Origin of the sequence: Burkholderia sp. AU30280 (genome assembly GCF_020420125.1) — a bacterium.
GTDB lineage: Bacteria > Pseudomonadota > Gammaproteobacteria > Burkholderiales > Burkholderiaceae > Burkholderia.
On sequence record NZ_JAIZRY010000002.1, the window covers coordinates 517,054 to 542,203 of the forward strand.

Consider the following 25,150-nt stretch of genomic DNA (forward strand, 5'->3'; position numbering starts at 1 on the left):
TGGGTAAATGGCAAAAATCATCGTGGTGACCTCGGGCAAGGGCGGCGTGGGCAAGACGACGACGAGCGCGAGCTTTGCGTCCGGTCTCGCGCTGCGCGGCCACAAGACGGCCGTCATCGACTTCGACGTCGGCCTGCGCAACCTCGATCTCATCATGGGCTGCGAGCGCCGCGTGGTGTACGACCTCGTGAACGTGATCCAGGGCGAAGCGAACCTGAACCAGGCGCTGATCAAGGACAAGAAGTGCGAGAACTTGTTCATCCTGCCGGCATCGCAGACGCGCGACAAGGATGCGCTGACCCGCGAAGGTGTCGAGAAGGTGCTGAACGACCTCGCCGCGATGGATTTCGAATACATCGTCTGCGATTCGCCGGCCGGTATCGAGGCAGGTGCGCTGCACGCGATGTACTTCGCGGATGAAGCGCTGATCGTCACGAACCCGGAAGTGTCGTCGGTGCGTGACTCGGATCGCATTCTCGGCATCCTGTCGTCGAAGACGAAGCGCGCGACCGAAGGCAAGGATCCGATCAAGGAGCACCTGCTGATCACGCGCTACAGCCCGAAGCGCGTCAGCGAAGGCGAGATGCTGTCGCTCGAGGACATCAGCGAGATCCTGCGCATCAAGCTGATCGGCGTGGTGCCCGAGTCGGAAGCCGTGCTGCATGCATCGAACCAGGGTCTGCCGGCCGTGCATATCGACGGCACCGACGTTGCGGAAGCGTACAAGGACGTCGTCGCGCGTTTCCTCGGCGAAGACAAGCCGCTGCGCTTCACCGATTACCAGAAGCCGGGCCTGCTGCAGCGCCTCTTCGGCAGCAAGTAACGGAGGCCGCCCATGTCCATCCTTTCGTTTCTCCTCGGCGAGAAGAAGAAGTCCGCATCGGTCGCGAAGGAGCGCCTGCAGCTCATCATCGCGCACGAGCGCGTCGGCGGCCGGCCGCCGGCCGATTACCTGCCGGCGCTGCAGAAGGAGCTGGTCGCGGTCATCTCGAAGTACGTTCAAATTTCGAACGATGACATCCGCGTGAGCCTCGAGCGCCAGGACGATCTCGAAGTCCTCGAAGTGAAGATCGAGATCCCGCAAGCCTGACCATTGCCCGTATCCCACCGCACGGCGGCACGCGCCGCCGTGCGCGTCTTACGCCCTGTTGCACTTTCGGGCATGCCGTAACACGGTGTCTGTCGGCCGTTACCGCGTCTCCCGCATTGAACGAATACGCTCGCGTAACTTGTTCAACCAGGAGGTTGTGATGGCTGTCTCTACTGCTCAACGTCGTATCGTTTCGCTCGCACTGATTGCTGCGAGCCTGTCAGCCGTCGTCGCGCCGCTTGCCGCGCATGCAGACGAGATCCTCGTCGGCGCGCCCATGATCGTGCCGCAGGGCCGCGTGGTCGTCGCCGAGCCGGTCGCCGTGCGCACCGAGGAAGTTGTCGTCGTCGCGCCGAATGCGCCGCCGCCGGTGCGCTACGAGGTCGTGCCGGCCTCGCGCGTGGGCTACGTGTGGGATCGTGGGCACTGGCACTGGGATCATGGCCGCTACGTGTGGATCGGCGGCCACTGGGAAGCCGAGCGCGTCGGCATGCAATGGGTGCCGGGCCATTGGGACCAGCGCGGTCCGAACTGGTTCTGGACCCGTGGCCACTGGGCCTGATGGAGGCGGGCGATGAAAAGAACCGCAATCGCCATCGCGCTTGTCGCGATCACGCTGGCCGGGTGCATCGTCGTGCCGGCGCGGCCCGTGTACTACCGGCCGGCACCCGTCGTGATCTACTGAGCGTCGCGCGGGCCGGGCTGTGCCGGGCCGTTCGTCCCGGCTGCGGCCGGCTCGTCGTCGTGCGGTGCCGGTGCATGCGCTGCGCCTTCGACCGGCGCGGCGGCGACCGGCGCTTCGCTGCCTTCGTCGCGCAGCGTGTCGAGCGGATCGGCGGGCGCTGCGGCCGCATCCTGCGGCTCGGTGACGCCGGTTGCCACCGTCGCGCTCGCCGCGGTTGCAGCGGCCGGTTCCGCGGCCGCGACGGGCGGCGCGAGATAGCGCAGGGCGAGTGTTTCGTAGAGCGGCGGCGCGAAGAAGCGCGAGACGCGGCTCGACACCAACGCGGTGGCCATCAGCGAAATCACGAGCGCGTGACCATTGATCATTTCCATCACGATCACGAACGACGTGATCGGCGACTGCGTGACGGCCGCCATGTAGCCGACCATCGCGAGCGCGATCAGCATCGGCAGGCTCATGTTGCTGAACACGACGTGCAACAGGTTGCCGAACCCGGCGCCGATCGACAGCGACGGCGCGAAGATCCCGCCCGGGATGCCCGGCAGGTACGACGCGACCATCGAGATCATCTTCAGGAACGGATAGAACACCGACAGATGCTGGCTGCCGTCGAGCAGGCCGCGGGCCTCGGCATAGCCGCTGCCGAAGGTCGTGCCGCCCGACACGAGGCCGACGACGGCGATCGCGAAGCCGCACAGCGCGGCGAACGTGATCGGCCGCTCGCGGTACAGGCCGAGCAGTTGCGCGGGCAGCCAGCGTCCCGTGTTGAGCAGCAGCCAGCAGAACAGACCACCTGCGATCCCCGTCACGATCGCGGTGACCAGCACGGCGAGCGCGAGCAGTTTCGGGAAATGGGGGCCGGCATCGATCGTGCCGAAATACGTGTAGTTGCCGTTCAGGCCGAGTGCGACGACGCCGGCGAGGATGATCGCGGTGATCAGCACGCCGCTGGCGCGCGCGGAGAAGCTGCGCGTCAGCTCCTCGATCGCGAACACGATCCCGGCGAGCGGCGTATTGAACGCGGCCGACAGCCCGGCCGCCGCGCCGGCGAGCACCAGTTGGCGTTCGATCTGCGCGTTCGAGCGCGGGTAGAAGCGTCGCAGGTTGAACATCAGCGCCGCGCCGACCTGCACGGTCGGCCCTTCTCGGCCGATCGTGAAGCCGCCCAGGATACCGAGGAACGAAACCAGCACCTTGCCGAACAGGATGCGCAGCGTCAGCAGCCGGGAGCCGAATGCGCTCGGGCGCGCATGCAGTGTCGCGATGACCTGCGGGATGCCGCTACCCTCGGCGCCGCGGAAGAAGCGGCGCGTGATCCATACCGATACCGCGGCGATGGCCGGCGTCAGCAGCAGCGGCAGCCACGCGGCGTGATCGCGCATCGTGCGGAAGGTTTCGTAGCCCCAGTCGATCAGTCGCGCATAGAGTACGGCCGTGAGGCCGACGACGATCGCGCCGAGCCAGAAAACGCCGTACTGGCGCCAGATCCTCATCGAACGACGGGTGAGGGCGGGAAACAGGGCGGGAAGGGCGGGGCGTGGCATCGACGCGGGCCGGTAGGCAAAGACCGGATTATAAAAAGAACCGGATGCGGACGGGGTGCGAGAATGTTCCCGAAAGGAGATGCATTTTGTTGCAAAAGTAATCTTCACGTAATGTTTGCGCATGTAACCATCGTTAGCATGCCAAATTGGCCGGTCTATCCCCACACATCGTGAAACGTATCCTCATCGTGAAAGTGACGTCGCTCGGCGACGTCGTCCAGACGCTGCCCGTCGTCGCGGATCTGCATCGCGCCTTCCCCGGCGTAACGGTCGACTGGGCGGTGGACGAATCGTGCGCGGAGGTCGTGCGCTGGCATCCGGGCGTCAGCCGCGTCCTTTGCGCGCCGCTGCGCCGCTTCAAGAAACTGCGCAATCGCGGCGACCTGAAGGCGATCACGGCGTCGATCAGCGCGCTGCGGGCGCACCGCTACGATGCGGTGATCGACCTGCACGGCGTCTACAAGAGCGCGATCATTTCGGCGCTCGCACGCGGCGCGCGCCGCGTCGGCTACCAGACGCAGGATCTCGGCGAAACGGGGGCACGCTTCGCGTATTCGCATCGCTTCGGCCCGCGGCCGGACTGCGACGCCTGGCACGGGATGCGCGTGAGCGCCGGCGAGGCGCTCGGCTATGTGCCCGAGGGCATCGCCACGTACGGCATCGTCCCGCCGCAGGACGTGAACCTGCCGGCGGCCGTGATCGAAGGCGCACCGTTCATGCTGCTGTTCCATGCAACGTCCAACCCCGACAAGAAATGGCCGGCCGACCGCTGGGCCGCGCTCGCTACCCAGATGATGACGCGCGGCGTACGCGTGCTGTTGCCGTGGGGATCGCCAGCCGAGCACGACGATGCGCAGGACATCGCCGCGCGCGCGCCGGGGGCGGTCGTGCTGCCCGCGATGACGGTGCGCGAGCTTGGCGCGGCGCTCGGCCGGGCTGCGCTCGTGGTGGGGGTCGATACGGGGTTCGTGCACATGGCGCACGCGCTGCAGCGGCCGACCGTGATGATTTTCGTCGCGACGTCGCGGCACCATTGCGGCATCGGTGGCGCGCCGAATGCACTGTCGATCGGCGAGCCGGGCGCGATGCCGTCCGTCGACGAAGCGCTGGATGCGATCGATGCGGTCGGTCCGGCCTACGGCGCGCTGCGCGCGCGGCTGACCGCCTGACGAGGCGAGGCGCGCCGGTTCAGGCGAGCAACGCCTCGATCGTGACGACGGCGGCAATCGCCGCCAGGTTCGCCAGTAGCGCCTCGAACACGAGGCCGCGCCACGTCTTCGGCCGGAAGCGCAGTGCGAGCAGTAGCGCACCACCCAGCGCGAGCGCGAGGATCAGGACGAGATCGGCATTGCCGAGGCGGATGTTCATGGCGGCGGCTCCTTCGGGGCGGAATCCCGGGGGCGCGCCGCGGCGCGCCCAGGATCGAGTATAGGCAGCGCCGGCCATCGCACAACCCGGGGCGCCCCGGAGTCTCAGACGAGCGATGCGTCGCGCGTTTCACGCATCAGCAGCACACCGATCAGGCTGATTGCCGCCGCAACCGATACATAACCGCCGACCCACGACAGCCCGCCGCGCGCTGCCAGCAGCTGCGCGATATACGGCGCGATCGAGGCACCCAGGATCCCGCCGAGGTTGTATGCGACGCCCGCGCCCGTATAGCGGACGTTGGTCGGGAACAGTTCCGGCAGCAGCGCGCCCATCGGCGCGAACGTCACGCCCATCAGGAACAGCTCGATCGTCAGGAACAGCGCGACGAGCGGCATCGAGCCGCTACCGAGCAGCGGCTCCATCGCAAAACCCGACAGCAGCGCGGCGATCGCGCCCACGACGAGCACCGGTTTGCGGCCGAAGCGGTCGGATGCCCACGCGGACAGCGGCGTCGCGAGTCCCATGAACACGACCGCGAAACACAGCAGGCCGAGGAAACTCTGGCGCGGAATATGCAGCGCCGACACGCCATACGACAGCGAGAACACCGTCGAGATGTAGAACAGTGTGTAGCAGACGACCATTGCAAGCGCACCGAGCAGCGTCGGCTGCCAGTGTTGCGTGATCAGTGTCGCGACCGGCACGCGCACGCGCTCGTTGCGATCGAGTGCGGCCTGGAACGCGGGCGTTTCGGTGATCTTGAGCCGCACGTACAGGCCGAGCGCGACGAGCACCGCACTGACCAGGAACGGGATGCGCCAGCCCCAACTGCGGAACTGCTCGTCCGACAGCGACAGCGCGAGCGCGAAGAACAGGCCGTTCGACATCAGGAAGCCGACCGACGGCCCGAGCTGCGGAAACATCCCGAACCAGCCGCGCTTGCCCTGTGGCGCGTGCTCGGTCGCGAGCAGCGCGGCGCCGCCCCATTCACCGCCGAGGCCGATCCCCTGGCCGAAGCGCAACACGCACAGCAGCACCGGCGCGAGCGTGCCGATCGTGTCGTAGCCGGGCACGAAGCCGATCGCGGTGGTGGACACGCCCATCACGAGCAGCGATGCGACGAGCGTCGATTTGCGGCCGATGCGGTCGCCGAAGTGCCCGAACAGGAACGACCCGATCGGGCGTGCGATGAACGCGATACCGAACGTCACGAACGCTGACAGCGCCTGTGCGGTCGCGGAGCCGTGCGGGAAGAACACGGGACCGATGACGAGCGCGGCGGCCGTTGCGTACACGTAGAAATCGTAGAACTCGATCGCGGTGCCGATGAAGCTCGCGAACACGATGCGCCGGTGGCTGACGGCGCCGGCCGAACCGGTTGCGTGTGCAACGGCCGGGGGGGATGCGGACATGGATGTCTCCGTTTTGTCGTTGGGGCGGTCGGCTGGGCGTGCGGTCGGGCAGGCGGACGCCTGCCGGGGGCAGCCGAGCGGATGATGCGGTGGCGGCGTGGACGCGCGCCGTGGCGCGGACGTCACCCGCCGGTCGACGATGGAGACGGGTACGTCGCCGCCGCCCGGTGCCGGCGTGGTCGGCTCGCATGCCGGGTGGGGCGCGCGAACGCGCGCGCGGCGTGGTGGTCGCGCGATTGCGGAAAATTATAGCCAGCGCCGCCGCGCACCGGCAATCGCGGTGCGGCGACCGGTCAGTCGATCGATTGCGCCTGCGCCGACGCGGTGCTTTGCAACTGGAAGTGACCGTCGTCGTTGAAGAGCCAGCCTTCCATCAATTCGAGCCGGCCGTTGCCGTCGAGCAGTCGCGACGGTGGTGGCGGCAGCGGCGCCGAGCGGCGCAGCGACGCGAGCGCGAGTGCTTCCGCTTCGCTGTCGCCATTGCTGCGATAGACGGACGCGTTGACGAGCCGGCCGCTGCCATCGACGGTGAAGGCCACGACGACGAGCGAGCGGAGCATGGCTTGCGGTGTGCCGTGCAGCATGCCGGCGGGATTGCGTTCGGCGACACGCTGCGCGACTTCGACGCGGTACTGATCGAGGCTGCCGCTGCGGGTGATCGACGGAATCGTCAGGACCGAGCGCAGCGACGGAGGCGGCGTGATCGTACACGCCGCGAGCATGGCGACGACGGCCAGCGCAACTGCTCGCAGCCGGTCGACGCACGGACGGGGAAGGGGGCGCATGGGAGGCTAGCCAGAAGTGACTATAAAAAAATGATAGGCGCACGGACGCGAGCCGATATCGGGAGAAACGCATAATGCGCGATGTCGGACGATGCGATCGCTGATGACGCGAAGGCGTGCGCTCGCGCATCGCGATGTGACGCGACATGCGACAGCGCGCTCGCGTGGCTGCCGTACGCGTGCGGCCCCGCGTGCGTGTTGCAAGGTTGAAAGAAAGGCGAGGAACGCGAGTGGCACGCAGGCACGTGACGACCGTCCGGCCACCCGCGCATGCTTCAGCGATGCGTGCCGCCCGGTTCAGAAGCCGTGCGTGACGAGCGACAGGATCGACAGGTCGGGATGCGTGCCGTCGATGATGCTCTTGCCGATGTGCACGGCTTCGTGGACGGCTTCATCGAGGCTCGCGAAGCTTTCCTCGCCGTCCGCGTGGAACGGCACCGCGTGACCGGGCAATGCGGGATTCGCGCCCGGATGGCACACGTAGCCGGTGTAGGTGTAGCGCGTGTCGCTACCGGGCACGACGGCCGGCATGACATGGACCTCGAAGCCTTCGTAATCGACGTGTTCCGCCGGTGTCGACAGTTCGGTCATGGCGATCTCCGTGTGCCGCACGCAGGGGTGGCGCGCGCGGCATCGAGTACGCGGCGGCGGTCGTGTCGCCGTGTTGATCGAATTCTAGGTGATCGAACGGCCGGCCGGGAGGCCTCCGGCGCGATGCGGCGCGACGACGGGCCCGCTGCCCGTGCCCGTGGCTCAGGTGCCGCTCGGGACCCGGCACGAACGCACGTGCCGTTTCGACGGACGGGTTCGCGCGCGGCGCTGCATCATTGCTTGCAGCGCGCGTCCTTGCGTTGCACGACGATGATCACCGGGTATTTCTGGCCGTGGTCGAGCTCCACACGCGCGACGACGGTCAGCATCGCCGGATCGGAATCGTCGTACACGCTGACCTGTTCGTTCCGGAGGTAGGTCACACCCGTGCAGTTCGACGTGCGTCCGTCGTCTCCGACCTTGCACTGGAGGTCGTTGTCCTTCAGGTAGTTGTAGGGCGACGGACTTGCAAGGTATTCGCTCAGGCCGCGCGGCGAGCCGCCGACGCCGGTCACGTATGCGATCGCGCACGACGCTTGCGTATCGCTGCCGGAGGCGGTGTCGGCTATCGCCTGCGTGCTGACGGCAACCAGCAGCGCGGCGAGCGACGAGACGATGAAGGGCTTCATGACGTGGTTTTCCCGTTTCGCGAATCGGAGCGCCGGATTGTAACGGCATCCGGCGCGACGCGTCGGAACGTTAGGGAAGGATGCGCGGGCCAACAAAAAACCCCGTCATTCGGTGAATGGACGGGGTTTGGCGAATTTCCTGGCGGAAGCGGTGAGATTCGAACTCACGGACAGTTTCCCGTCGCCGGTTTTCAAGACCGGTGCCTTAAACCGCTCGGCCACGCTTCCACACGAGGCGGCATTGTAACCGAAATGCCGCGAGGTTCATTCCTTCAATCGTCGCGCAGGAACAATTCCTGCAGGTCGTTGAGGAAACGCTGGCCGAGCGGTGTCGGTGCGATCTGCGCGAAATCGCGCGCGATCAGGCCGCGTCGTTCCGCTTCCTGCAGCGCCGGTTCGATCGTGCTCATCGGCAGGCCCGTGCGTTCGGCGAAGCTGTGCACGGGGAAGCCCTCGACGAGCCGCAGCGTGTTCAGCATGAACTCGAACGGCAGGTCGCGCGCGCCGACTTCACGTTCTTCCTGTACGGCCGTGCCGGCCATCGCCTGCTCGATGAAGGTTGCCGGGTGCTTGTAGCGTGCCTGCCGCAGGATCCGGTTCGGGAACGACAGCTTCGTGTGGGCGCCCGCACCGATCCCGAGATAGTCGCCGAAGCGCCAGTAGTTCAGGTTGTGCTTGCACTGATGATTCGGCCTGGCATACGCGGAAACTTCGTAGCGTCCGTAACCGGCCTCGGCCGTGCGCGCGTGAATCCATTCCTGCATGTCGGCCGACGCGTCGTCGTCGGGCACGACCGGCGGGAACTTCGCGAACAGCGTATTCGGCTCGAGCGTCAGGTGATACAGCGACAGATGCGGCGGCGCGTACGACAGTGCGGTCTCGACGTCGGTACGACATTCGTCGAGCGTCTGGTTCGGCAGCGCGAACATCAGGTCGAGGTTGAAGTTGTCGAAGTTCTTCGCGGTGATCTCGACGGCCGCGCGAGCCTGCGCGGTGTCGTGAATCCGGCCGAGCGCCTTCAGGTGCGTTTCGTTGAAGCTCTGGATGCCGACCGACAGGCGATTCACGCCGCTCGCGCGGAACTGCGCGAACTTCGCGGCCTCGAACGTGCCCGGATTCGCCTCGAGCGTGATCTCGGCATCGGCGTCGAGCGGCAGCAGCGCCCGCACGTCGGACAGCATCCGGTCGAGGCCGGCCGCCGACAGCAGGCTCGGCGTGCCGCCGCCGATGAATACCGTATGCACCTGCCGGCCCCACACGAGCGGCAGCGCCTGCTCGAGATCGGCGCGCAGCGCGTCGAGATATTCGGTTTCCGGAAACCGCTCACCCTTCCACTCGTGCGAATTGAAATCGCAGTACGGGCACTTGCGCACGCACCACGGGAAATGCACATACAGCGCGAGCGGCGGCAGCGACGTCAGCCGCACCTGGCCGGGCGACGTGAAGGTCGCGACGACGCGCGCGCCGGTTTCCGCGGCCTGGCTCATGCAACCTCCGTTGGCGAACGGGTATCGAGCGCGCTCATGCTTCCTCCGCGAGCCGCGCCAGCAGCGCCTTCAGCGCCAGCGCGCGATGGCTGTGCGTGTTCTTCACGGCCGGCTCGAGTTCGGCGGCCGTCGCGCCGAGCGACGGCAGGTAGAAATACGGGTCGTAGCCGAATCCGTGCTCGCCGCGCGGCGTATCGACGATCTTGCCCGCCCAGCGCCCTTCGGCGAACAGCGGTTCGGGGTCGTCCGCGTGGCGTACGAGCGCGAGCACGCAGCAATAGTATGCGCGTCGGTCGTCGACGCCGCGCAGCTGCTCGACGAGATACGCGTTGTTCGCCGCGTCGCCCTTGTCGCGGCCCGCGCGCTGCGCGTAGCGCGCCGAATAGACGCCCGGTGCGCCGCGCAGCACGCGCACGCACAGCCCCGAATCGTCGGCGATGGCCGGCATCCCGGTGAGCCGCGACGCGTGGCGCGCCTTCGTCAGCGCGTTCTCGATGAAGGTGCCGAACGGCTCTTCCGCTTCCGGCACGGCAAGGTCGCCCTGCGGGACGATCTCGATGCCGACCGTCGAGAACAGCGCGGTGAATTCGCGCAGCTTGCCGGCGTTGTTCGACGCGAGAACGATGCGCGACAGCGGCGCGATGGTGTGGTCGTCCGGCATGTCAGGCGCCCAGCACGTCTTTCTGCAGCTGCACGAGCTCGGCGATCCCGCCTTGCGCGAGGTCGAGCAGCGCGTTCATCTCGGCGCGCGAGAACGGCACGCCTTCGGCCGTGCCCTGAACTTCGACGAAACCGCCGGCGCCCGTCATCACGACGTTCATGTCGGTGTCGCACTGCGAATCTTCCGCGTAATCGAGGTCGAGCACGGGTGCGCCTTGGTACACGCCGACCGAGATCGCGGCGACGTGGTCGGTGATCGGCGAGCGCGTGAGCTTGCCGGCCGCGATCAGCGTCGACACGGCGTCGTGTGCGGCGACGAACGCGCCGGTGATGCTCGCCGTGCGCGTGCCGCCGTCGGCCTGGATCACGTCGCAGTCGATGTGGATCGTACGCGGGCCGAGCGCCTCGAGATCGAACACCGCGCGCAGCGCGCGGCCGATCAGGCGCTGAATTTCCTGCGTGCGGCCGGTCTGCTTGCCGCGGGCGGCTTCGCGGTCGCTGCGCGTGTGCGTCGCGCGCGGCAGCATCCCGTATTCGGCGGTCAGCCAGCCTTGCCCGCGGTCGCGCAGGAAGTCGGGGACGCGTTCGGAGACGCTCGCGGTGCAGAGCACCTTGGTGTCGCCGAATTCGACCAGCACCGAGCCTTCGGCATGTTTCGTGTAGTGGCGCGTAAGGGCGACCTTGCGCAGTGCGTCGGCGCGGCGGCCGCTCGGGCGGGAAACGGAGGACGTCATGTGGGAATCGCGGAACGAGAGGAAACCCCGATTTTAGCGCCGAACGGCGGGCGTGCCCGGCGGGGTGGTCCGCAAAAATGGGATAATGCGCGCTTCCCGCCCCGCGCTTTCCGATGCGCCGGGCGCCTCGACATATCCCGCCCGCGAGGGCACCCAGACGGCGAGAAGAACCATGATCTACAGCATGACGGGCTACGCGAGCGCGACGCGCGAACTCGCGACGGCCACCGGCAACGGCGGCACCAGCGTGTCGGTCGAACTGCGCACCGTGAACTCGCGCTTCCTCGACCTGAATTTCCGGATGCCGGACGACGTGCGCGCGTGCGAACCCGCGCTGCGCGAAATGCTGATGAACAAGCTGTCGCGCGGCAAGGTCGACATCCGCATCAACCTGCAGCGTGGTGAGCAGAGCATCGGCGCAGGCGCGCTGAACCAGTCCGCGCTCGGCCAGCTCGCCGAGCTCGAGCGCTCGGTGCTCGACACGTTCCCGGGCGTCGGCCGCCTGCGCGCGGGCGAGATCCTGCGCTGGCCCGGCGTGATCGCCGAGAGCGGCGTGTCGGCGGAAGCGATCCGCGACGCGGTGCTCGCGTGCGGCAAGGAAGCGATCGGCGAGCTCGTCGTCGTGCGCTCGCGCGAAGGCGCACAGCTGGCGACGATGCTGCTGACGAACGTCACCGAGATGGAAGCGATCGTCGCACGCATCACGCCGCTCGTGCCGGAGCTGATCGCGAAGCACCAGCAGAAGATCGTCGAACGACTGCAGGAGGCGCTCGGCATCGCGGCGCCCGAAGGCAGCTCGACGATCGTCACGCGCGAGGAAGCCGCGGAGCGCATTCGTCAGGAAGTGACGATGTACGGGATCCGGATCGACATCGCGGAAGAGCTGTCGCGGCTCACCGCGCACCTGAACGAAACGCGCCATGTGATCGAGAAGGGCGGCCGCGTCGGCAAGCGTCTCGACTTCATGATGCAGGAACTGAATCGCGAGGCGAACACGCTCGGCTCGAAGGCGGCGGCGAAGGAACTCGCCGACGCGTCGATGGCGCTCAAGCTGTTGATCGAGCAGATGCGCGAGCAAGTGCAAAACCTGGAGTAAAGCAACATGACGGAATCTACTCGCGACGCGCACGCGTCGCATTCGCTGCACGGCGGCGTCTATCCCGGCAACCTGTTCATGGTCGTCGCGCCGTCGGGTGCCGGCAAGTCGACGCTCGTGAATGCGCTGCTGTCGAAGGACAGCGACATCTGCCTGTCGATCTCGTACACGACGCGCAAGCCGCGCCCGGGCGAGCAGGACGGCCAGCATTATCACTTCACGACGGTCGAGGATTTCCGCGCGCGTCACGCGGCGCACGAATTCCTCGAGAGCGCGGAAGTGCACGGCAACTACTACGGCACGTCGCGCGTCTGGATCGAAGAGCAGATGAAGAACGGCCACGACGTGCTGCTCGAGATCGACTGGCAGGGCGCGCTGCAGGTGAAGAAGCAGTTCCGCAACGCGGTCGGCATCTTCATCCTGCCGCCGTCGCTCGACGCGCTCGAGGAGCGCCTGAAGAAGCGCGGCCAGGACGAACCGAACGTGATCACGCGCCGCCTGCTTGCCGCCGGCAGCGAGATCGCACACGCGTCCGAAGCGGAATACGTGGTGATCAACGAGAATTTCGAGCGTGCGCTCGCGGAACTCGAATGCATCGTCGCGGCCACGCGCCTGCGCTTTGCTTCGCAGTACGCGCGACACACGGAGCTGTTCATCGAGCTCGGCATCCATCTGCCCCACGCGGAATGACGCGGGGGACGAGGGACATAAGGTAGAATAAGCACTATATTCAGAAGGAATTACCAACATGGCTCGCATTACCGTCGAAGACTGCCTGAAGCAAATCCCGAACCGCTTCGAACTGGCGCTCGCCGCCACCTATCGCGCGCGGCAGCTCGCGCAAGGCCATACGCCGAAGATCGAAAGCCGCGACAAGCCGACCGTCGTCGCGCTGCGCGAAATCGCTGCCGGCCAGGTCGGTGTCGAGATGCTGAAGAAGGTGCCGGTGTAACGCGCATCCGGCCCGTTCCAGCCATGTAATCCACGCGCGCAACGACTCGACCTGGAGGCGAATATGAGCACCACCCCATCGTCCGCCTCCGCGGATTCGACCACCGAAGCCACGGCCCAGTCGCCTGCGCGCCAGTACATCGACGCGGTCCTCGAACAGTCCTTCCGGCATCTGTTCGGGCCGACCGCCACACCGGAGCAGCCTCGCAAGCACGGCGTCGTTTCGATCGCGAAACTGACCGCCGCGCTTGCCGAGTATCTTCCTCCGGAGGAAATCAAAGAGGTCAAGGCGGCGTTCCACTTCAGTGACGAAGCCCACCTCGGTCAATATCGCCAGAGCGGCGAACCCTATATCACCCATCCCGTCGCCGTCGCGGAAATCTGCGCCGGCTGGAAGCTCGACGCACAGGCCGTCATGGCAGCGCTCCTGCACGACGTGATGGAAGACCAGGGCGTGACCAAGAACGAGCTGGCCGAACGGTTCGGTCCGAAGGTCGCAGAGCTGGTCGACGGCCTGTCGAAGCTCGACAAGATGGAGTTCCGCAGCCGCGAGGAAGCGCAGGCGGAAAACTTCCGCAAGATGCTGCTCGCGATGGCGCGCGACGTGCGCGTCATTCTCGTCAAGCTGGCCGACCGGCTGCACAACATGCGCACGCTCGGCGCGGTGCCGATGGAAAAGCGCCGCCGCGTCGCGCGGGAAACGCTCGACATCTACGCGCCGATCGCGCACCGCCTCGGGTTGAACAACACGTATCGCGAACTGCAGGACATGAGCTTCGCGAACTTCAACCCGCATCGCTACGCGACGCTCGAGAAGGCCGTGAAGGCCGCGCGCGGCAACCGCCGCGAAGTGATCAGCAAGATCCTCGAGGCCGCGCAGCGTGCGATGGCCGATGCGAAGATCGACGCCGAGATCACCGGCCGTGAAAAGACCATCTACAGCGTCTACCGCAAGATGCGCGACAAGCAGCTGTCGTTCTCGCAGGTGCTCGACGTGTACGGCTTTCGCGTCGTCGTCGACAGCCCACTCGACTGCTACACGTGCATCGGTGCGCTGCACGCGCTGTACAAGCCCGTGCCCGGCAAGTTCAAGGACTACATCGCGATCCCGAAGATCAACGGCTATCAGTCGCTGCACACGACGCTCGTCGGCCCGTTCGGCGCGCCGATCGAGTTCCAGGTGCGCACGCGCAAGATGCACGAGATCGCCGAGGCGGGGGTCGCTGCGCACTGGCTGTACAAGAACGGCAGCGCGGATCTCAGCGACGTGCAGAAGCGCGCGCACCAGTGGCTGAAGTCGCTGCTCGACATCCAGAGCGAAGCCGGCGATTCGAGCGAATTCCTCGAGCACGTGAAGATCGACCTGTTCCCCGACGCGGTCTACGTGTTCACGCCGAAGTCGAAGATCATGGCGCTGCCGCGCGGCGCGACGGCGCTCGATTTCGCGTATTCGATCCACAGCGATCTCGGCAACCAGTGCGTTGCCGTGAAGATCAACAACGAACTGCTGCCGTTGCGCACCGAGCTGAAGAGCGGCGACATCGTCGAGGTGATCACGGCGCCGTATTCGAAGCCGAACCCCGCATGGCTTGGCTTCGTGCGTACCGGCAAGGCGCGCTCGGCGATCCGTCACTACCTGAAGACGATGCGCCTGAACGAATCGGTGCAGCTTGGCGAGCGGCTGGTCGACCAGAGCCTGAAGGGCTACGGTCTCGCGCTGGCCGATGTCGAGCCGGAAGTGTGGGAGAAGCTCGTGCAGTGGACGGGTAACAAGAGCCGTCAGGAAATCTTCGCGGACATCGGCCTCGGCCGCCGCGTGGCTGCGGTGATGGCCAAGCGCATCGAGGTGCTGATGAGCGGCCGCGACGCGGACGACGATCTGCCGAAGTCCGAGCGGCATCCGGCGCACCATGCACCGCCGGTCGTGATTACCGGCACCGAAGGGATGTCCGTGCAACTGTCGGCATGCTGCCGGCCGATTCCGGGCGACGCGATCATGGGTTACATCGGCATCGGCTTGGGGATGGCGATTCATACGACCGATTGCCGCGTGGCGCAGCGTATCCATCGCCGCGATCCGGGCCGCTGGATCGACGTCGAATGGGCGCCGCAGCCGGGCCGCCTGTTCGATGTCGCGGTGAAGGCGCTCGTGAAGAACACGAAGGGCATCTTTGCGCGCGTGGCGGCGGACATCACGTCGGCCGATGCGAATATCGTGCATATCGCGATGGACGAGGACCTGACGCACGAATCGACGGTGCTGCGCTTCGTGATCCAGGTCAGCGACCGCGTGCATCTCGCGAACGTGATGCGGCGCGTGCGAACCAATCCGGACGTGATGCGGATCATGCGCGAGCGCTCGACCGACGACGGCGCGCATGCGCGGCACGACGGCGGGATGCGCATCGAGCGCGAGCGGCAGGATTATTGACGCTTGGCCCGCGTGGGCGATCGATCGACGGCGGCCAATGGCCGCCGTATTCATTTGGGCTGCCGGAGAGGCGAACGCGTGGTGTGGTCGACGTTCTTCCGAAAAGGGGCGCCACGCAACCGTACGTTGCCGGGCCGTGAGCAAGGGAAGGGCAGGCGGAAAAGAAAAAGGGCTTTCCCGGAGGAAAGCCCTTTTAAGGTGGCGCGGCTGGCAGGATTCGAACCCACGACCCCTTGGTTCGTAGCCAAGTACTCTATCCAACTGAGCTACAGCCGCACGCAAAACGGTACTGCTTGACTGTCGGAACCTTCTGCGATGGGAAGGCCCCCAAAAAAGTGGCGCGGCTGGCAGGATTCGAACCCACGACCCCTTGGTTCGTAGCCAAGTACTCTATCCAACTGAGCTACAGCCGCACGCAAAACAAAACTTCTACTGCTTCGAACTGAAAGGGCCTTCGGTTCCGAAGGCCCTCGAAAAAGTGGCGCGGCTGGCAGGATTCGAACCCACGACCCCTTGGTTCGTAGCCAAGTACTCTATCCAACTGAGCTACAGCCGCACGCAGAAGCGAAATTATAGCAGGGTTGTATAAAAAGGGAAGCCTTATTCGCGAATTGTTCAGCACGGCCTTGCCGGGGCGCCCTTCGTGTACCCTTGGAGCATCAGTCATCCATGTTGAATCCGCATCATGAACAAGGCGTTTGTCAAAGAGTCGGACGGCGACGACGACGATCTCGACCAGGCCCAGCCAGCGATCCCGGCGGGTGCGAAGAACTACATCACGCCGGCTGGCCACAAGCGGCTGCGGGACGAGCTGCTGAACCTGATCGACGTCGAGCGTCCCGAGGTCGTGCGGCTCGTGTCCTGGGCTGCGTCGAACGGCGATCGGTCGGAGAACGGCGACTATATCTACGGCAAGCGGCGGCTTCGCGAGATCGATCGCCGCATCCGCTTCCTGACGAAGCGGCTCGATCTGGCCGAAGTGGTTGATGCAAGCCGGCAGGAGAACGTCGACCAGGTGTTTTTCGGCGCAACGGTCGATTACGAGACGCCGGACGGCGAGGATCACACGATCACGATCGTCGGGATCGACGAGGTCGATCTCGATCGCGGCTGCGTCAGCTGGATTTCGCCGGTCGCGCGCGCACTGATCAAGGCGAAGATCGGCGATACCGTCATGCTGATGACGCCGGCCGGCCCGCAACCGATCGAAGTGCTCGACGTCCGTTACCCGGCGCCGGGTAACGCCTGAGCGGCGCACGGCGCAGCCCGACAAAGAAAAAGCGCCCCGATGGGGCGCTTCGTCATCCGGCGTGTGGCCGATGTGCCGGTCGCTTAGAAGCGGTGGCGCATGCCGGCCGTGACCGCGATCTGCTTGTTGGTCGATGACGCGGCGCCCAGCCCGTTGATATTGGCGCCGAGGTCGAGGCCGTCGTTGTTGACCTTCTGGAACTCGCCCTGCAGGTAGACATCGGTGCGCTTCGACAGTGCATAGTCGGCTTGCAGGTTGAACTGGTGCCAGGTCGGCTTGTCGCCGGCCAGGCGGCCCTGCGTATACGTGTAGGAGCCGGCGAGCGACAGCGCCGGTGTCAGCGCGTAGCGTCCATTGAGTTCGTAGTTGCTGAAGCGCGCGGTTCCGCCGAGGCCCGTGATGCCGCCGGACACGCCGGACTGCCCCGCGCTGATTGCCCGGATGCCGGTCAGGCGCGTTTGCGTGAACACGAAGCCGACCGTGGCCGGGCCGAAACCGTAATTCAGGCCGGCGCCCCAGGTGCGCTGCACGCGCGATGCGAAGGTCCAGTCGCCGGTCACTGCGCCCGGATCGGTCGCAGCCTGCGCGAGCGCGTTCACGTCGCTGTTCAGCTGCAAGTAGGCCGCGGCGAAGTTGAAGCCCAGGTAGCTGTACGACACGCCGCCGCTATAGGCACGGTTGTTCGCGAAAGCGGTCGAGTTCGAGAAACCGTACAACGCACCGAACTTGAGGCCGCCGTAGTTCGCGCTCTGATACTTGACCGAGTTGTTGATCCGGAACGAGTTGTTCAGGTTGTCGTTGTCGAACGGGTGGGCGAACTGCGTGCCGCCGTACTGGGTGCCGGTCAGCGATAGCGGCCCGAGATAGTCGACGACGCTGTCGTACTGCCGGCCCAGCGTCAGCGACCCGTAGCTGTCGTTGGCGAGGCCGACAAATGCTTGCCGGCCGAATTCCCGGCCGTTCTGCTTCAGCGCGCCGTTATTGATGCCGAAACCATTTTCCAGTGTGAAGATCGCTTTCAGGCCGCCGCCGAGATCTTCGGTGCCGCGCAAGCCCCAGCGGCTGCCGTTGACCGAACCGCTTGTTTCCTGCCAGGCGCTATGGCCGCCCTGATTGTTCGTGTAGGTGATGCCTGCGTCGATCAAGCCATAGAGCGTCACGCTGCTTTGGGCGTGAGCTGCCGTAACGAATACCCCCGACAACGCGGTGACGATCAGCGTTTTTTTCATGGATCTGTCTCCAAACAGGATGATGTCGATCGAACCTGCTACGGACTGGCATGTTTTGCTTGATGTTGCGGCCGGTCCGGCAGAGCGGCGGTGCGCTTATCAAAAAGCCATCTGCAGTGTACGGAGTGCGTGGAGTCGGGGAGGGATGCGCTTTAAGCAATAATATATTTTGTAATCCGCAAAGATCGATAAGGCAGCGCAAACGATTGTCCATCAAGGGTTTGCGGCGGCGCAGCAAAGAAAAATGGCACTCAGGAGTGCGTAATGAGCGTTGCGCGATCGCGACAGGCAGTCAGCAGCAGACGGGGACGGTCGTAGTCCGATTATTGACACATCGGCAATAGAGGTTTGTGTGGAGCATGACTAATGAAAGGTTGTTCTCTCGCTATACTGCGATCTCTGCTTTCCGAAGCAGACTTTTTCGTTGACGGAAAAGATCTCCAAACCTTTGTCGGCGCGACTTCCCAGTCGCGCTTTTTTTTGTCCCGCCTGCCCGCGCGCTATTGCGCGAACGAGCGCCGCTTGCGCTTGGCCGCAGGCGCGGCCTCCTTGGCTTCGTTGGGGGGCGGCGTGTATGTCCAGTCTTCCATCACGTAGTGACGGGCATCGAGCGGCGATGAGAGCAGGTTCTGCCAGTGATCGCCGTGCCAGGTCGTATCGAATTCGGTGTCGCACGGCGCTTCGTGCGAGGACGCGGACTCGACCTGGGCGCGGGACTTGCGGCGTACGCGCCCGAGCCGGCTCGCGAAGCGCTTGATTCCGTCCAGCCACATGACCTTCTCCTTCCTTCCGACGTTAAGTGAGCATCGCAAGGTCCCACGATTTCCGCAACCGGAAAAAACCCGAGGATTTTACCGATCGGATTTGTCCCCGGTAGGAATTTCACGGTTGAAAATATCGGAACTATGATCCCGGTAATATTGACAGGTTTTTGATGCGAATCAATTAATAAAAAGCGATGGTGTACCGATTCCAATGGCATTAGCGCTTTTTTGATAAAACGATCGTCAAAAATTTCCTTGACGCACCCGGATTGTCCAATTTATAAAGTCAGCACACCGTCCTCGGGCGGCGTGCTGGTGCGGGTGCTGGCGCAATGTTTCGGGATTTCGGGAAACGGCTATAAAAATAGCTTTTTTGATCTAATCGAGTGGGGAACGAAGACATGGATACCGGTATCGTGAAATGGTTTAACGATGCTAAAGGTTTCGGCTTTATTACGTCGGACAATGGTGGTGAAGATTTGTTTGCACACTTTTCCGAAATCAAGATGGACGGCTTCAAGACGCTGAAGGAAAACCAGCGTGTTTCGTTCGACGTGAAAGTCGGGCCGAAAGGCAAGCAGGCAGCGAATATCCAGGCGGTCTGACGCGCCACGCATTGCCGATCACGTCCGGCCCCCGCATTGCGGGGGCTTTTTGTTTTCCGGGGACGGAACATTCCGGTTCGGGCTGGCCGCGAATGGGGATGCCGGTGCATACTCACGGAAGCATCGTTTCCCCGTCTTTTCATGTCTGATTCTCCCCGTCCGTCCGATCCCGCCAGCGAACAGCCGCTCGTTTTCGTCGACCTTGAAACCACTGGCGGCTCGCCCGCCGAACACCGCATCACCGAAGTCGGCGTGGTCGAAATCGGCCCGTTCGGCGTGTCGACATGGACGACGCTCGTCAATCCGGGGCAGCCGATTCCGCCGTTCATCCAGCAACTGACGGGTATTTCGGACGAGATGGTGCGCGGCGCACCGTCATTTGCGTCGCTGGCGCCGGCGTTGTTCGAGCGGCTCGACGGCAAGCTTTTCGTCGCGCACAACGCGAGCTTTGATCGTGGCTTCCTGCGGGCCGAATTCGAGCGCGCCGGCTTCGCGTTCAATCCCGATGTGCTGTGTACGGTGCGGCTGTCTCGAGCGCTGTTCCCGCGTGAATCGCGGCACGGGCTCGACGCGTTGATCGAACGTCACGGCCTCGTGCCGGCTGCCCGTCACCGGGCGCTGGCGGATGCCGACCTGCTGTGGCAGTTCTGGCGCCTGTTGCACGACATCGTGCCGCTCGAGCGGCTGCGCGACCAGATCACGCGCACGACGCGCCACTTCCGCCTGGGCGGCGACCTGACCGAAGCCTGGCTCGATACCGCGCCGGCCGGATGCGGTGCGTACGCACTGTTCGGGGCGGAGGACGTGCCGCTGTATGTTGGCCGCAGCGTGCGTGTGCGGCAACGGCTGCGTGCGTTGCTGACCGGTGAGCGCCGTTCGTCGAAGGAAATGCGGCTTGCGCAGCAGGTGCGGCGCGTCGAATGGCGCGAGACCGGCAACGAACTGGGGGCGATGCTCGCCGAAGCGCAATGGATCGCCCGGCTGCGGCCGTCGTACAACCGGCGCCCCGCGGCCGACGCCCGTGCCGGCGTTGCGCCCTGGCCGTTCGAAGGCGCCGTCGCGTTCGAGGCGAGCGGCGAGCGCCGCCTGTTTCATGTGATCGATGGCTGGCGCTATCTCGGCGCCGCGGAATCGCTCGACGCGGCCGCGCAGCTCGCAGCCGACGGGACGGACGGTGCGTTCGAACCCTTCACCCACCGCCTGCTGCAGACGCATCTCGCGCGCGGCCTGCAACTGATTCCGCTCGCCGCGCTTACGCCTGCGGGGCAGGCGGGTTGATCAGGCGCGGTCGTGTGACCCGCGCCCGCTGTCGTCAGCCGATCGCGCTTGCGCCGCCGGCCGCGCAGACGTGTGACAGCGCGGTGTCGAGTGCCTGCGTTTGCGTGGAGTCGTAGCGCGTGAGCGTCTTCCAGTTGGCGATACTGCGCGCGAGCCGCGCCTGGCAATCAGGCGCATCGCGCAGCGGTGCAACCTGCGCGAGCCCCGCGAGCATTTTCTGCGTCAGCCGGTCGAGCGCCGGGCGCGTGCTGGTCGCGAGATCGGGCGGCGTGCCTTCCGGCGGTCGCGTCGCGCGCCAGGTCGCGAACAGTGCGTTCTGCACGTCCTTGCTCGCGGCGATCTGATCCTCGAAGAACGTCCGTGCGAACGTGGGATCGACGCCGGCCTGTGCCGCGCGCCTCTCGACCGAGACGAGCAGTTCCGCTTCGCGCGGCCGGTCCTCGATTGCCTTGTGATTTGCCCATTTCCATCGAGCGACCGGTTCGGCGAGCGCGAGGCGTTGCGACGCGAGCGCGACGATGTTGGTGAGGGCGGTGTCGTCACCGTCTGCATTGGCGATGCGCGGGGACGAAAAGAGGGCGACGCCGAGCGCGGCGACAGCGAGGCTGGCACGAATGGCTTGCTTCATCGGAACGATCGGGAAACCCGGGCGGGCTGGAGGTGGAAAACCAGAAGAATAGACGAAGACAGTCGCGCGGCGTAGCGCAGCGACCGGAGAATCAGCAGGCGAGCTGATCCGGCACCGTCAGGCTGTTGCGGCCCGGGTGCGAGGCGAATTGCGCGCGATGCGCAGCGATGAACCGCACGATAGCGATGATCGACACGTAGCGGTTACAGAACCGAACAGGCGTTCACTTCGGCGAGTACAGCCTGTGCTGCTCGTCGAAGAATGCCCGCACGTGGTCAGGCAATTCGGCGAGGAATTCCACGCCGACGGGTTCCGGATCCGGGCTCATCACTTGCTCCGGCGGTGGCATGCGGGTTGGTCTTTCGTCCATGGTCATTTCTCCAGCAGGTTCGATGATTATCAACCTCGCGCTTGAATTTATGCCAGTGGCGAATCGTTAGATTTTGTCTCTGTTGTATTAACGGCACATGCGCTCCGACGCGCGCTGTGATGCCGACTATTGCATCGTGCGGAATCGGCAACAATCGGCCCGCTTGTTATACTTGCGCGCACTTTTTCTGGACCGCGATGAAACGAACGACGCGATGGATCGGCCTCGTATGGCTGGCGCTGGTACTGAACGTACTGTCGCCCGTCATCGGCTATGCGCGTCTTGCATCGAGCGGCGCCGGCGAGCTCACGCTCGAGTTGTGCAGTGCAGCGGGCGCCCGCCAGGTCGTGCTCGCACAGGCGGGCGGCGATCACGATGCGTCGTCGTTCGACCATGCCGGCGTGCCGCACTGCGTGTACTGTCCGGGCTTCGCGGCGAACGTGGCGCTCGGGTCGAGCCTGCCCGTGTTGCCGGGCTTCGTGCGGACGTTCGCCTATCGCGCGGCCGCGCCGGCCATTCCCGAATTTCCCCGCAAGGGCATCCGTTTCGCGCAGCCTCGCGCCCCGCCTGAAAACGCTCCGATCTGATTGATGTCGTCCGCGCGCCCCGGTGGCGCGCGTGCCGTCCGCGGCCGGGCCGCGTGCCGCGCCGTCCGTGCGCGGTGCGCGCTCGCGTCCGGCGGCGTCCGATCACGTTTTCAGGAATTCATTCATGTCCTCTCCCTTCGCCGCGCGGCCGTCGCGCGGCCGGCTCGCGCTCGCATGCGCGGCCGCATTCGCATGGTCTGCCGCTCATGCGGCCGCAACCGACGATGTGCACGGTGGCGCCGAGCGTGCCGCCGATGCCGCCGCTCCCGCTTCGGCTGTCGCACCCGTGCCGCCGGCGCCGGCGGCCGGCGATACGCTGACTGCCGTCAGCGTGACTGCGCAGCGGCAACCGGTCGATCCGGATACGCCGGCCGTCGTCACGTCGATCACGCGCGAGCAGATCGAATCGCACACCAACGTCACCACCGAGGACGCGCTGAAGTACGCGCCGAACCTGATGGTCCGCAAGCGCTATATCGGCGACCGCAACAGCGTGTTCGCGGGCCGCGACTTCAACGAACTGCAGAGCGCGCGCGGACTCGTCTATGCCGACGGCGTGCTGCTGTCGAACCTGCTCGGCTCGAGCTACGCGTACCCGCCGCGCTGGTCGCTGATTCCGCCCGACGATATCGCGCGTGTCGACGTGCTCTATGGCCCGTTTTCCGCGCTGTATCCGGGCAACTCGATCGGCTCGACCGTGCTGCTCACGACGCGTCGCCCGGAAAAGCTCGAGGTGTCGCTGTCGACGCAGTTCTTCACGCAGCGCTACCACGACGGCTACGGATTCGCGGACAGCTTCGGCGGCAATCACCAGACCGCGCGGATCGCGAACCGCGTTGGCCGGTTCTGGTTCGCGCTGTCGCTCGACCGGCTCGAAAACAACAGTCAGCCGATGCAGTATGCGAGCCCCAATTCGGCATACAACCCGAAGCTCGGCGTTGCCGTGCCCGTGACGGGCGCCGCGACCGACATCGGACCCAACGGCCAGCCGCGGACCATCGTCGGCGCGCAGACGATCGAGCGGACCGAGCAGCTCAACGAGACGGTCCGGATGGGCTATGCGTTTACCGACCACGTCGATGCGACGCTCACGCTCGGGCATTGGGAGAACCATTACCGACAGCACGGCGAAACCTTTCTGCGCGATGCGGCCGGCAATCCGGTCTACGGCGGCAACGTGTCGATCGGCGGCCAGAACATGACCGTCGCGCCGAACGCATTCGCGCCGCAGCGTGGCGACCAGGAGAACTGGCTGTACGCGCTCGGCCTGAACGGCCGGCTCGATTCCGGCTGGCGCCTGTCGGGCGTCGTGTCCGCGTACGACGTGTCGCGCGACGTGCAGCGTTCGGCGTCGACCGTGCAGGGCGGCGCAGGCACGTTGTTCCAGGGTGACGGCACCGGCTGGCGCACGCTTGACCTGAAGGCCGAGGCACCGGAAGTGAAGGGCCATACGTTCACGTTCGGCTATCACTACGACAACTACTTCCTGCGCAACATCACTTACAACACGGCCGACTGGCTGGCCGGGCCGACCACGTCGCTGTCGAGCGTCTATCGTGGCGACACGCGCACGCAGGCGCTGTTCGGACAGGACGCGTGGCGCTTCGCGCCGGGCTGGCTCGCGACGCTGGGGCTGCGCTACGAGCGCTGGGATGCGTACGGGGGCGCGCTCGGCAATGCAACGGGCACGCTCGGCTACGCGGACCGGAGCGCGAACGCGCTGTCGCCGAAAGTCGCGCTGCAATGGGATGCGACCGACGTCTGGCGCTTCCGGCTGTCGTTCGCGACCGGCACGCGTTTCCCGACGGTCGGCGAACTGTTCCAGGGCACGATCTCGAACAACGCGATCGTCAACAACAACCCGAACCTGCGGCCGGAAAAGGCGATCGACTGGGACTTCACGGCCGAACGCGACGTGGGCGTCGGCGTCGTGCGTGCCAGCGTGTTCCAGAGCGACCTGCGCGATTCGATCTACAGCCAGACGACGGTCTCGGGCGCGACGACGGTGACCAACATCTCGAACGTCGATCGTGTGCGTGTGCGCGGCGTCGAACTCGCGTTCAGCGGCGAGAACGTCGGGCTGCGCGGGCTCAATCTCGACGCGAACGTGTCGGCGAGCAACGCGCAGATTCTTGCCGACGCCGCGAATCCCGCGTATGTCGGCTCGCGCTTTCCGCGAATTCCGCGCATGCGTGCGAACCTGCTCGCGTCGTATCGCTTCGACGAACACTGGCTTGCGAGCGTTGGCGTGCGCTACTCGGGCCGCCAGTTCAACACGCTCGACAACAGCGACGTGAACCCGGATGTCTACGGTGGCACGAGTTCGTTCACGGTCGTCGACTTGAAGGCGCGCTACCGTTTCGACCGTCACTGGACCGCGTCGCTCGGCGTCGACAACCTGACGGATCGACGCTACTACGTGTTCCATCCGTATCCGGGTCGTACTTTCTATGGAGAACTGAAATGGTCGCTGTGAGATCGCTCGCGGCAGGCGGCGCGCTGTGGTTCGCGTTGCCGGGCATCGTGCTCGCGAGCGTGTCCGCGTAGGCCGGCGGCGGACTGTGGCCGCTGCGGGCGGCCGCTGGCGATCGGGATCTGGTCGCTCGATTGCGGATACTGTCGCGAGAACGCCGCATCCGGTTGCGTGGCAGTGTCGTCATCCGGACGTGCAACTCGCGACGGACGCGTACGACGACAACGGCGCGGCCCTCTCGCAGGCGCTCGCGCAGATGAAATCGCCGCCGCAGGTCGCGTAGTACGCGAACGCGGAGCCGATGCCCGAGCGTCTGCGCGCGGCGCTCGATGCAGGATGGAGAGGGGCAATGCCACGCACCGTGTGGATCGGGCGCGATGGCGCACGCGAAGCGCGCAGCGGATTGCTGACGGCAGACGTGCTCGACGGCTGGTTGCGGCGCGCGGAGCGCTGAACGAGCCGGCGGCGTGCGGCGAACGGGCCGCGCGCCGGCCTGATGCG

At 65.6% G+C, this 25,150-nt stretch carries 26 protein-coding genes, 4 tRNA genes and 1 pseudogene; 14 read left to right on the forward strand and 17 right to left on the reverse strand.

Features of this window, described 5'->3' with window-relative positions:
- The first annotated feature begins 7 nt into the window (after positions 1 to 7).
- The 3 genes from minD (at position 8) to LGN17_RS06435 (ending at position 1,652) form a co-directional block, all read left to right on the forward strand.
- A complete protein-coding gene (gene minD / locus LGN17_RS06425) occupies positions 8 to 823 on the forward strand; it encodes a septum site-determining protein MinD (protein WP_042978309.1) in 816 nt (271 codons plus the stop codon).
- Positions 824 to 835: 12 nt separating this feature from the next.
- Complete coding sequence (minE, locus tag LGN17_RS06430; protein WP_006400798.1) at positions 836 to 1,090, forward strand: cell division topological specificity factor MinE; 255 nt, start codon at positions 836 to 838, stop codon at positions 1,088 to 1,090.
- A 160-nt stretch (positions 1,091 to 1,250) separates the two neighbouring features.
- Positions 1,251 to 1,652 carry a YXWGXW repeat-containing protein gene (locus tag LGN17_RS06435; protein WP_226195594.1) on the forward strand — a complete coding sequence of 134 codons (402 nt, stop codon included), beginning with the start codon at positions 1,251 to 1,253 and terminating at the stop codon, positions 1,650 to 1,652.
- A 116-nt stretch (positions 1,653 to 1,768) separates the two neighbouring features.
- Here LGN17_RS06435 and LGN17_RS06440 read toward each other — a convergent pair whose 3' ends face one another.
- Positions 1,769 to 3,319 (reverse strand): chloride channel protein, encoded by a 1,551-nt coding sequence (locus LGN17_RS06440; RefSeq protein ID WP_226195595.1) that lies wholly within the window; start codon positions 3,317 to 3,319, stop codon positions 1,769 to 1,771.
- Between the two features lie 170 nt (positions 3,320 to 3,489).
- Here LGN17_RS06440 and waaC point away from each other — a divergent pair, with 170 nt between their 5' ends.
- A complete protein-coding gene (waaC, locus tag LGN17_RS06445; RefSeq protein ID WP_226195596.1) occupies positions 3,490 to 4,488 on the forward strand; it encodes a lipopolysaccharide heptosyltransferase I in 999 nt (332 codons plus the stop codon).
- 19 nt (positions 4,489 to 4,507) lie between these two features.
- Here waaC and LGN17_RS06450 read toward each other — a convergent pair whose 3' ends face one another.
- The 9 genes from LGN17_RS06450 to rph all read right to left on the reverse strand — a co-directional run bounded on the left by LGN17_RS06450 (position 4,508) and on the right by rph (position 10,988).
- Positions 4,508 to 4,687 carry a hypothetical protein gene (locus LGN17_RS06450; RefSeq protein ID WP_226195597.1) on the reverse strand — a complete coding sequence of 60 codons (180 nt, stop codon included), beginning with the start codon at positions 4,685 to 4,687 and terminating at the stop codon, positions 4,508 to 4,510.
- 104 nt (positions 4,688 to 4,791) lie between these two features.
- Positions 4,792 to 6,102 (reverse strand): MFS transporter, encoded by a 1,311-nt coding sequence (locus tag LGN17_RS06455; protein ID WP_226195598.1) that lies wholly within the window; start codon positions 6,100 to 6,102, stop codon positions 4,792 to 4,794.
- A gap of 293 nt (positions 6,103 to 6,395) precedes the next feature.
- Positions 6,396 to 6,887 carry an energy transducer TonB gene (locus tag LGN17_RS06460; RefSeq protein ID WP_226195599.1) on the reverse strand — a complete coding sequence of 164 codons (492 nt, stop codon included), beginning with the start codon at positions 6,885 to 6,887 and terminating at the stop codon, positions 6,396 to 6,398.
- 297 nt (positions 6,888 to 7,184) lie between these two features.
- On the reverse strand, positions 7,185 to 7,478 hold the full coding sequence (locus LGN17_RS06465) for a hypothetical protein (RefSeq protein ID WP_175967038.1): 294 nt from the start codon (positions 7,476 to 7,478) through the stop codon (positions 7,185 to 7,187).
- 233 nt (positions 7,479 to 7,711) lie between these two features.
- Positions 7,712 to 8,107, reverse strand: coding sequence for a hypothetical protein (locus LGN17_RS06470; RefSeq protein WP_226195600.1), 396 nt, complete (start codon positions 8,105 to 8,107; stop codon positions 7,712 to 7,714).
- A gap of 140 nt (positions 8,108 to 8,247) precedes the next feature.
- Positions 8,248 to 8,335, reverse strand: a tRNA-Ser gene (locus LGN17_RS06475).
- Positions 8,336 to 8,379: 44 nt separating this feature from the next.
- A complete protein-coding gene (hemW, locus tag LGN17_RS06480) occupies positions 8,380 to 9,594 on the reverse strand; it encodes a radical SAM family heme chaperone HemW (protein ID WP_226195601.1) in 1,215 nt (404 codons plus the stop codon).
- A 34-nt stretch (positions 9,595 to 9,628) separates the two neighbouring features.
- On the reverse strand, positions 9,629 to 10,255 hold the full coding sequence (gene rdgB, locus LGN17_RS06485; protein ID WP_226195602.1) for an RdgB/HAM1 family non-canonical purine NTP pyrophosphatase: 627 nt from the start codon (positions 10,253 to 10,255) through the stop codon (positions 9,629 to 9,631).
- A 1-nt stretch (position 10,256) separates the two neighbouring features.
- Positions 10,257 to 10,988, reverse strand: coding sequence for a ribonuclease PH (gene rph / locus LGN17_RS06490; protein ID WP_226195603.1), 732 nt, complete (start codon positions 10,986 to 10,988; stop codon positions 10,257 to 10,259).
- Between the two features lie 172 nt (positions 10,989 to 11,160).
- Between rph and LGN17_RS06495 the strand changes: the two genes are divergently transcribed.
- The 4 genes from LGN17_RS06495 to LGN17_RS06510 all read left to right on the forward strand — a co-directional run bounded on the left by LGN17_RS06495 (position 11,161) and on the right by LGN17_RS06510 (position 15,466).
- On the forward strand, positions 11,161 to 12,084 hold the full coding sequence (locus LGN17_RS06495; protein WP_175951626.1) for a YicC/YloC family endoribonuclease: 924 nt from the start codon (positions 11,161 to 11,163) through the stop codon (positions 12,082 to 12,084).
- 6 nt (positions 12,085 to 12,090) lie between these two features.
- Positions 12,091 to 12,774: a guanylate kinase gene (gene gmk, locus LGN17_RS06500; RefSeq protein ID WP_089439459.1), complete on the forward strand. Its 684-nt coding sequence runs from the start codon at positions 12,091 to 12,093 to the stop codon at positions 12,772 to 12,774.
- A gap of 58 nt (positions 12,775 to 12,832) precedes the next feature.
- Positions 12,833 to 13,036 (forward strand): DNA-directed RNA polymerase subunit omega, encoded by a 204-nt coding sequence (rpoZ, locus tag LGN17_RS06505; protein WP_006025620.1) that lies wholly within the window; start codon positions 12,833 to 12,835, stop codon positions 13,034 to 13,036.
- A 63-nt stretch (positions 13,037 to 13,099) separates the two neighbouring features.
- Positions 13,100 to 15,466: a RelA/SpoT family protein gene (locus LGN17_RS06510; RefSeq protein ID WP_175951627.1), complete on the forward strand. Its 2,367-nt coding sequence runs from the start codon at positions 13,100 to 13,102 to the stop codon at positions 15,464 to 15,466.
- A 199-nt stretch (positions 15,467 to 15,665) separates the two neighbouring features.
- Here the strand turns inward: LGN17_RS06510 and LGN17_RS06515 are convergent.
- The 3 genes from LGN17_RS06515 to LGN17_RS06525 form a co-directional block, all read right to left on the reverse strand.
- Positions 15,666 to 15,742: transfer RNA gene (locus LGN17_RS06515), tRNA-Arg, on the reverse strand.
- A gap of 60 nt (positions 15,743 to 15,802) precedes the next feature.
- Positions 15,803 to 15,879: transfer RNA gene (locus LGN17_RS06520), tRNA-Arg, on the reverse strand.
- A gap of 66 nt (positions 15,880 to 15,945) precedes the next feature.
- Positions 15,946 to 16,022 (reverse strand) — tRNA-Arg (locus LGN17_RS06525).
- Between the two features lie 129 nt (positions 16,023 to 16,151).
- On the opposite strand from LGN17_RS06525, the gene greB reads away from it, so the two are divergent.
- The gene (greB, locus tag LGN17_RS06530) at positions 16,152 to 16,715 is read left to right on the forward strand and encodes a transcription elongation factor GreB (RefSeq protein ID WP_226195604.1); all 564 of its coding nucleotides are present in this window, start codon (positions 16,152 to 16,154) and stop codon (positions 16,713 to 16,715) included.
- A gap of 83 nt (positions 16,716 to 16,798) precedes the next feature.
- Here the strand turns inward: greB and LGN17_RS06535 are convergent, their stop codons facing one another.
- Together LGN17_RS06535 and LGN17_RS06540 are read right to left on the reverse strand one after the other, a co-directional pair.
- On the reverse strand, positions 16,799 to 17,944 hold the full coding sequence (locus LGN17_RS06535; protein WP_226195605.1) for a porin: 1,146 nt from the start codon (positions 17,942 to 17,944) through the stop codon (positions 16,799 to 16,801).
- A 500-nt stretch (positions 17,945 to 18,444) separates the two neighbouring features.
- Positions 18,445 to 18,717: a hypothetical protein gene (locus LGN17_RS06540; protein ID WP_226195606.1), complete on the reverse strand. Its 273-nt coding sequence runs from the start codon at positions 18,715 to 18,717 to the stop codon at positions 18,445 to 18,447.
- Between the two features lie 392 nt (positions 18,718 to 19,109).
- Here LGN17_RS06540 and LGN17_RS06545 point away from each other — a divergent pair, with 392 nt between their 5' ends.
- Positions 19,110 to 19,313: a cold-shock protein gene (locus LGN17_RS06545; RefSeq protein WP_011351289.1), complete on the forward strand. Its 204-nt coding sequence runs from the start codon at positions 19,110 to 19,112 to the stop codon at positions 19,311 to 19,313.
- Between the two features lie 141 nt (positions 19,314 to 19,454).
- Positions 19,455 to 20,591, forward strand: a complete 1,137-nt coding sequence (locus LGN17_RS06550; protein ID WP_226195607.1) for an exonuclease domain-containing protein — start codon at positions 19,455 to 19,457, stop codon at positions 20,589 to 20,591.
- Positions 20,592 to 20,625: 34 nt separating this feature from the next.
- Here the strand turns inward: LGN17_RS06550 and LGN17_RS06555 are convergent, their stop codons facing one another.
- Positions 20,626 to 21,219, reverse strand: coding sequence for a chorismate mutase (locus tag LGN17_RS06555; protein ID WP_226195608.1), 594 nt, complete (start codon positions 21,217 to 21,219; stop codon positions 20,626 to 20,628).
- Positions 21,220 to 21,442: 223 nt separating this feature from the next.
- Positions 21,443 to 21,589 (reverse strand): hypothetical protein, encoded by a 147-nt coding sequence (locus LGN17_RS06560; protein WP_165765576.1) that lies wholly within the window; start codon positions 21,587 to 21,589, stop codon positions 21,443 to 21,445.
- 197 nt (positions 21,590 to 21,786) lie between these two features.
- Here LGN17_RS06560 and LGN17_RS06565 point away from each other — a divergent pair, with 197 nt between their 5' ends.
- From LGN17_RS06565 to LGN17_RS06575, 3 genes and pseudogenes are all read left to right on the forward strand, one after another.
- Entirely contained in the window at positions 21,787 to 22,176 is a 390-nt protein-coding gene (locus LGN17_RS06565) for a DUF2946 domain-containing protein (RefSeq protein ID WP_226195609.1), read from the forward strand.
- A 124-nt stretch (positions 22,177 to 22,300) separates the two neighbouring features.
- Positions 22,301 to 24,652, forward strand: coding sequence for a TonB-dependent receptor (locus tag LGN17_RS06570; protein WP_226195610.1), 2,352 nt, complete (start codon positions 22,301 to 22,303; stop codon positions 24,650 to 24,652).
- Between the two features lie 99 nt (positions 24,653 to 24,751).
- Positions 24,752 to 25,103, forward strand: a pseudogene (locus tag LGN17_RS06575) (TlpA family protein disulfide reductase); the annotation flags it as partial.
- Between the last annotated feature and the right edge of the window lie 47 nt (positions 25,104 to 25,150).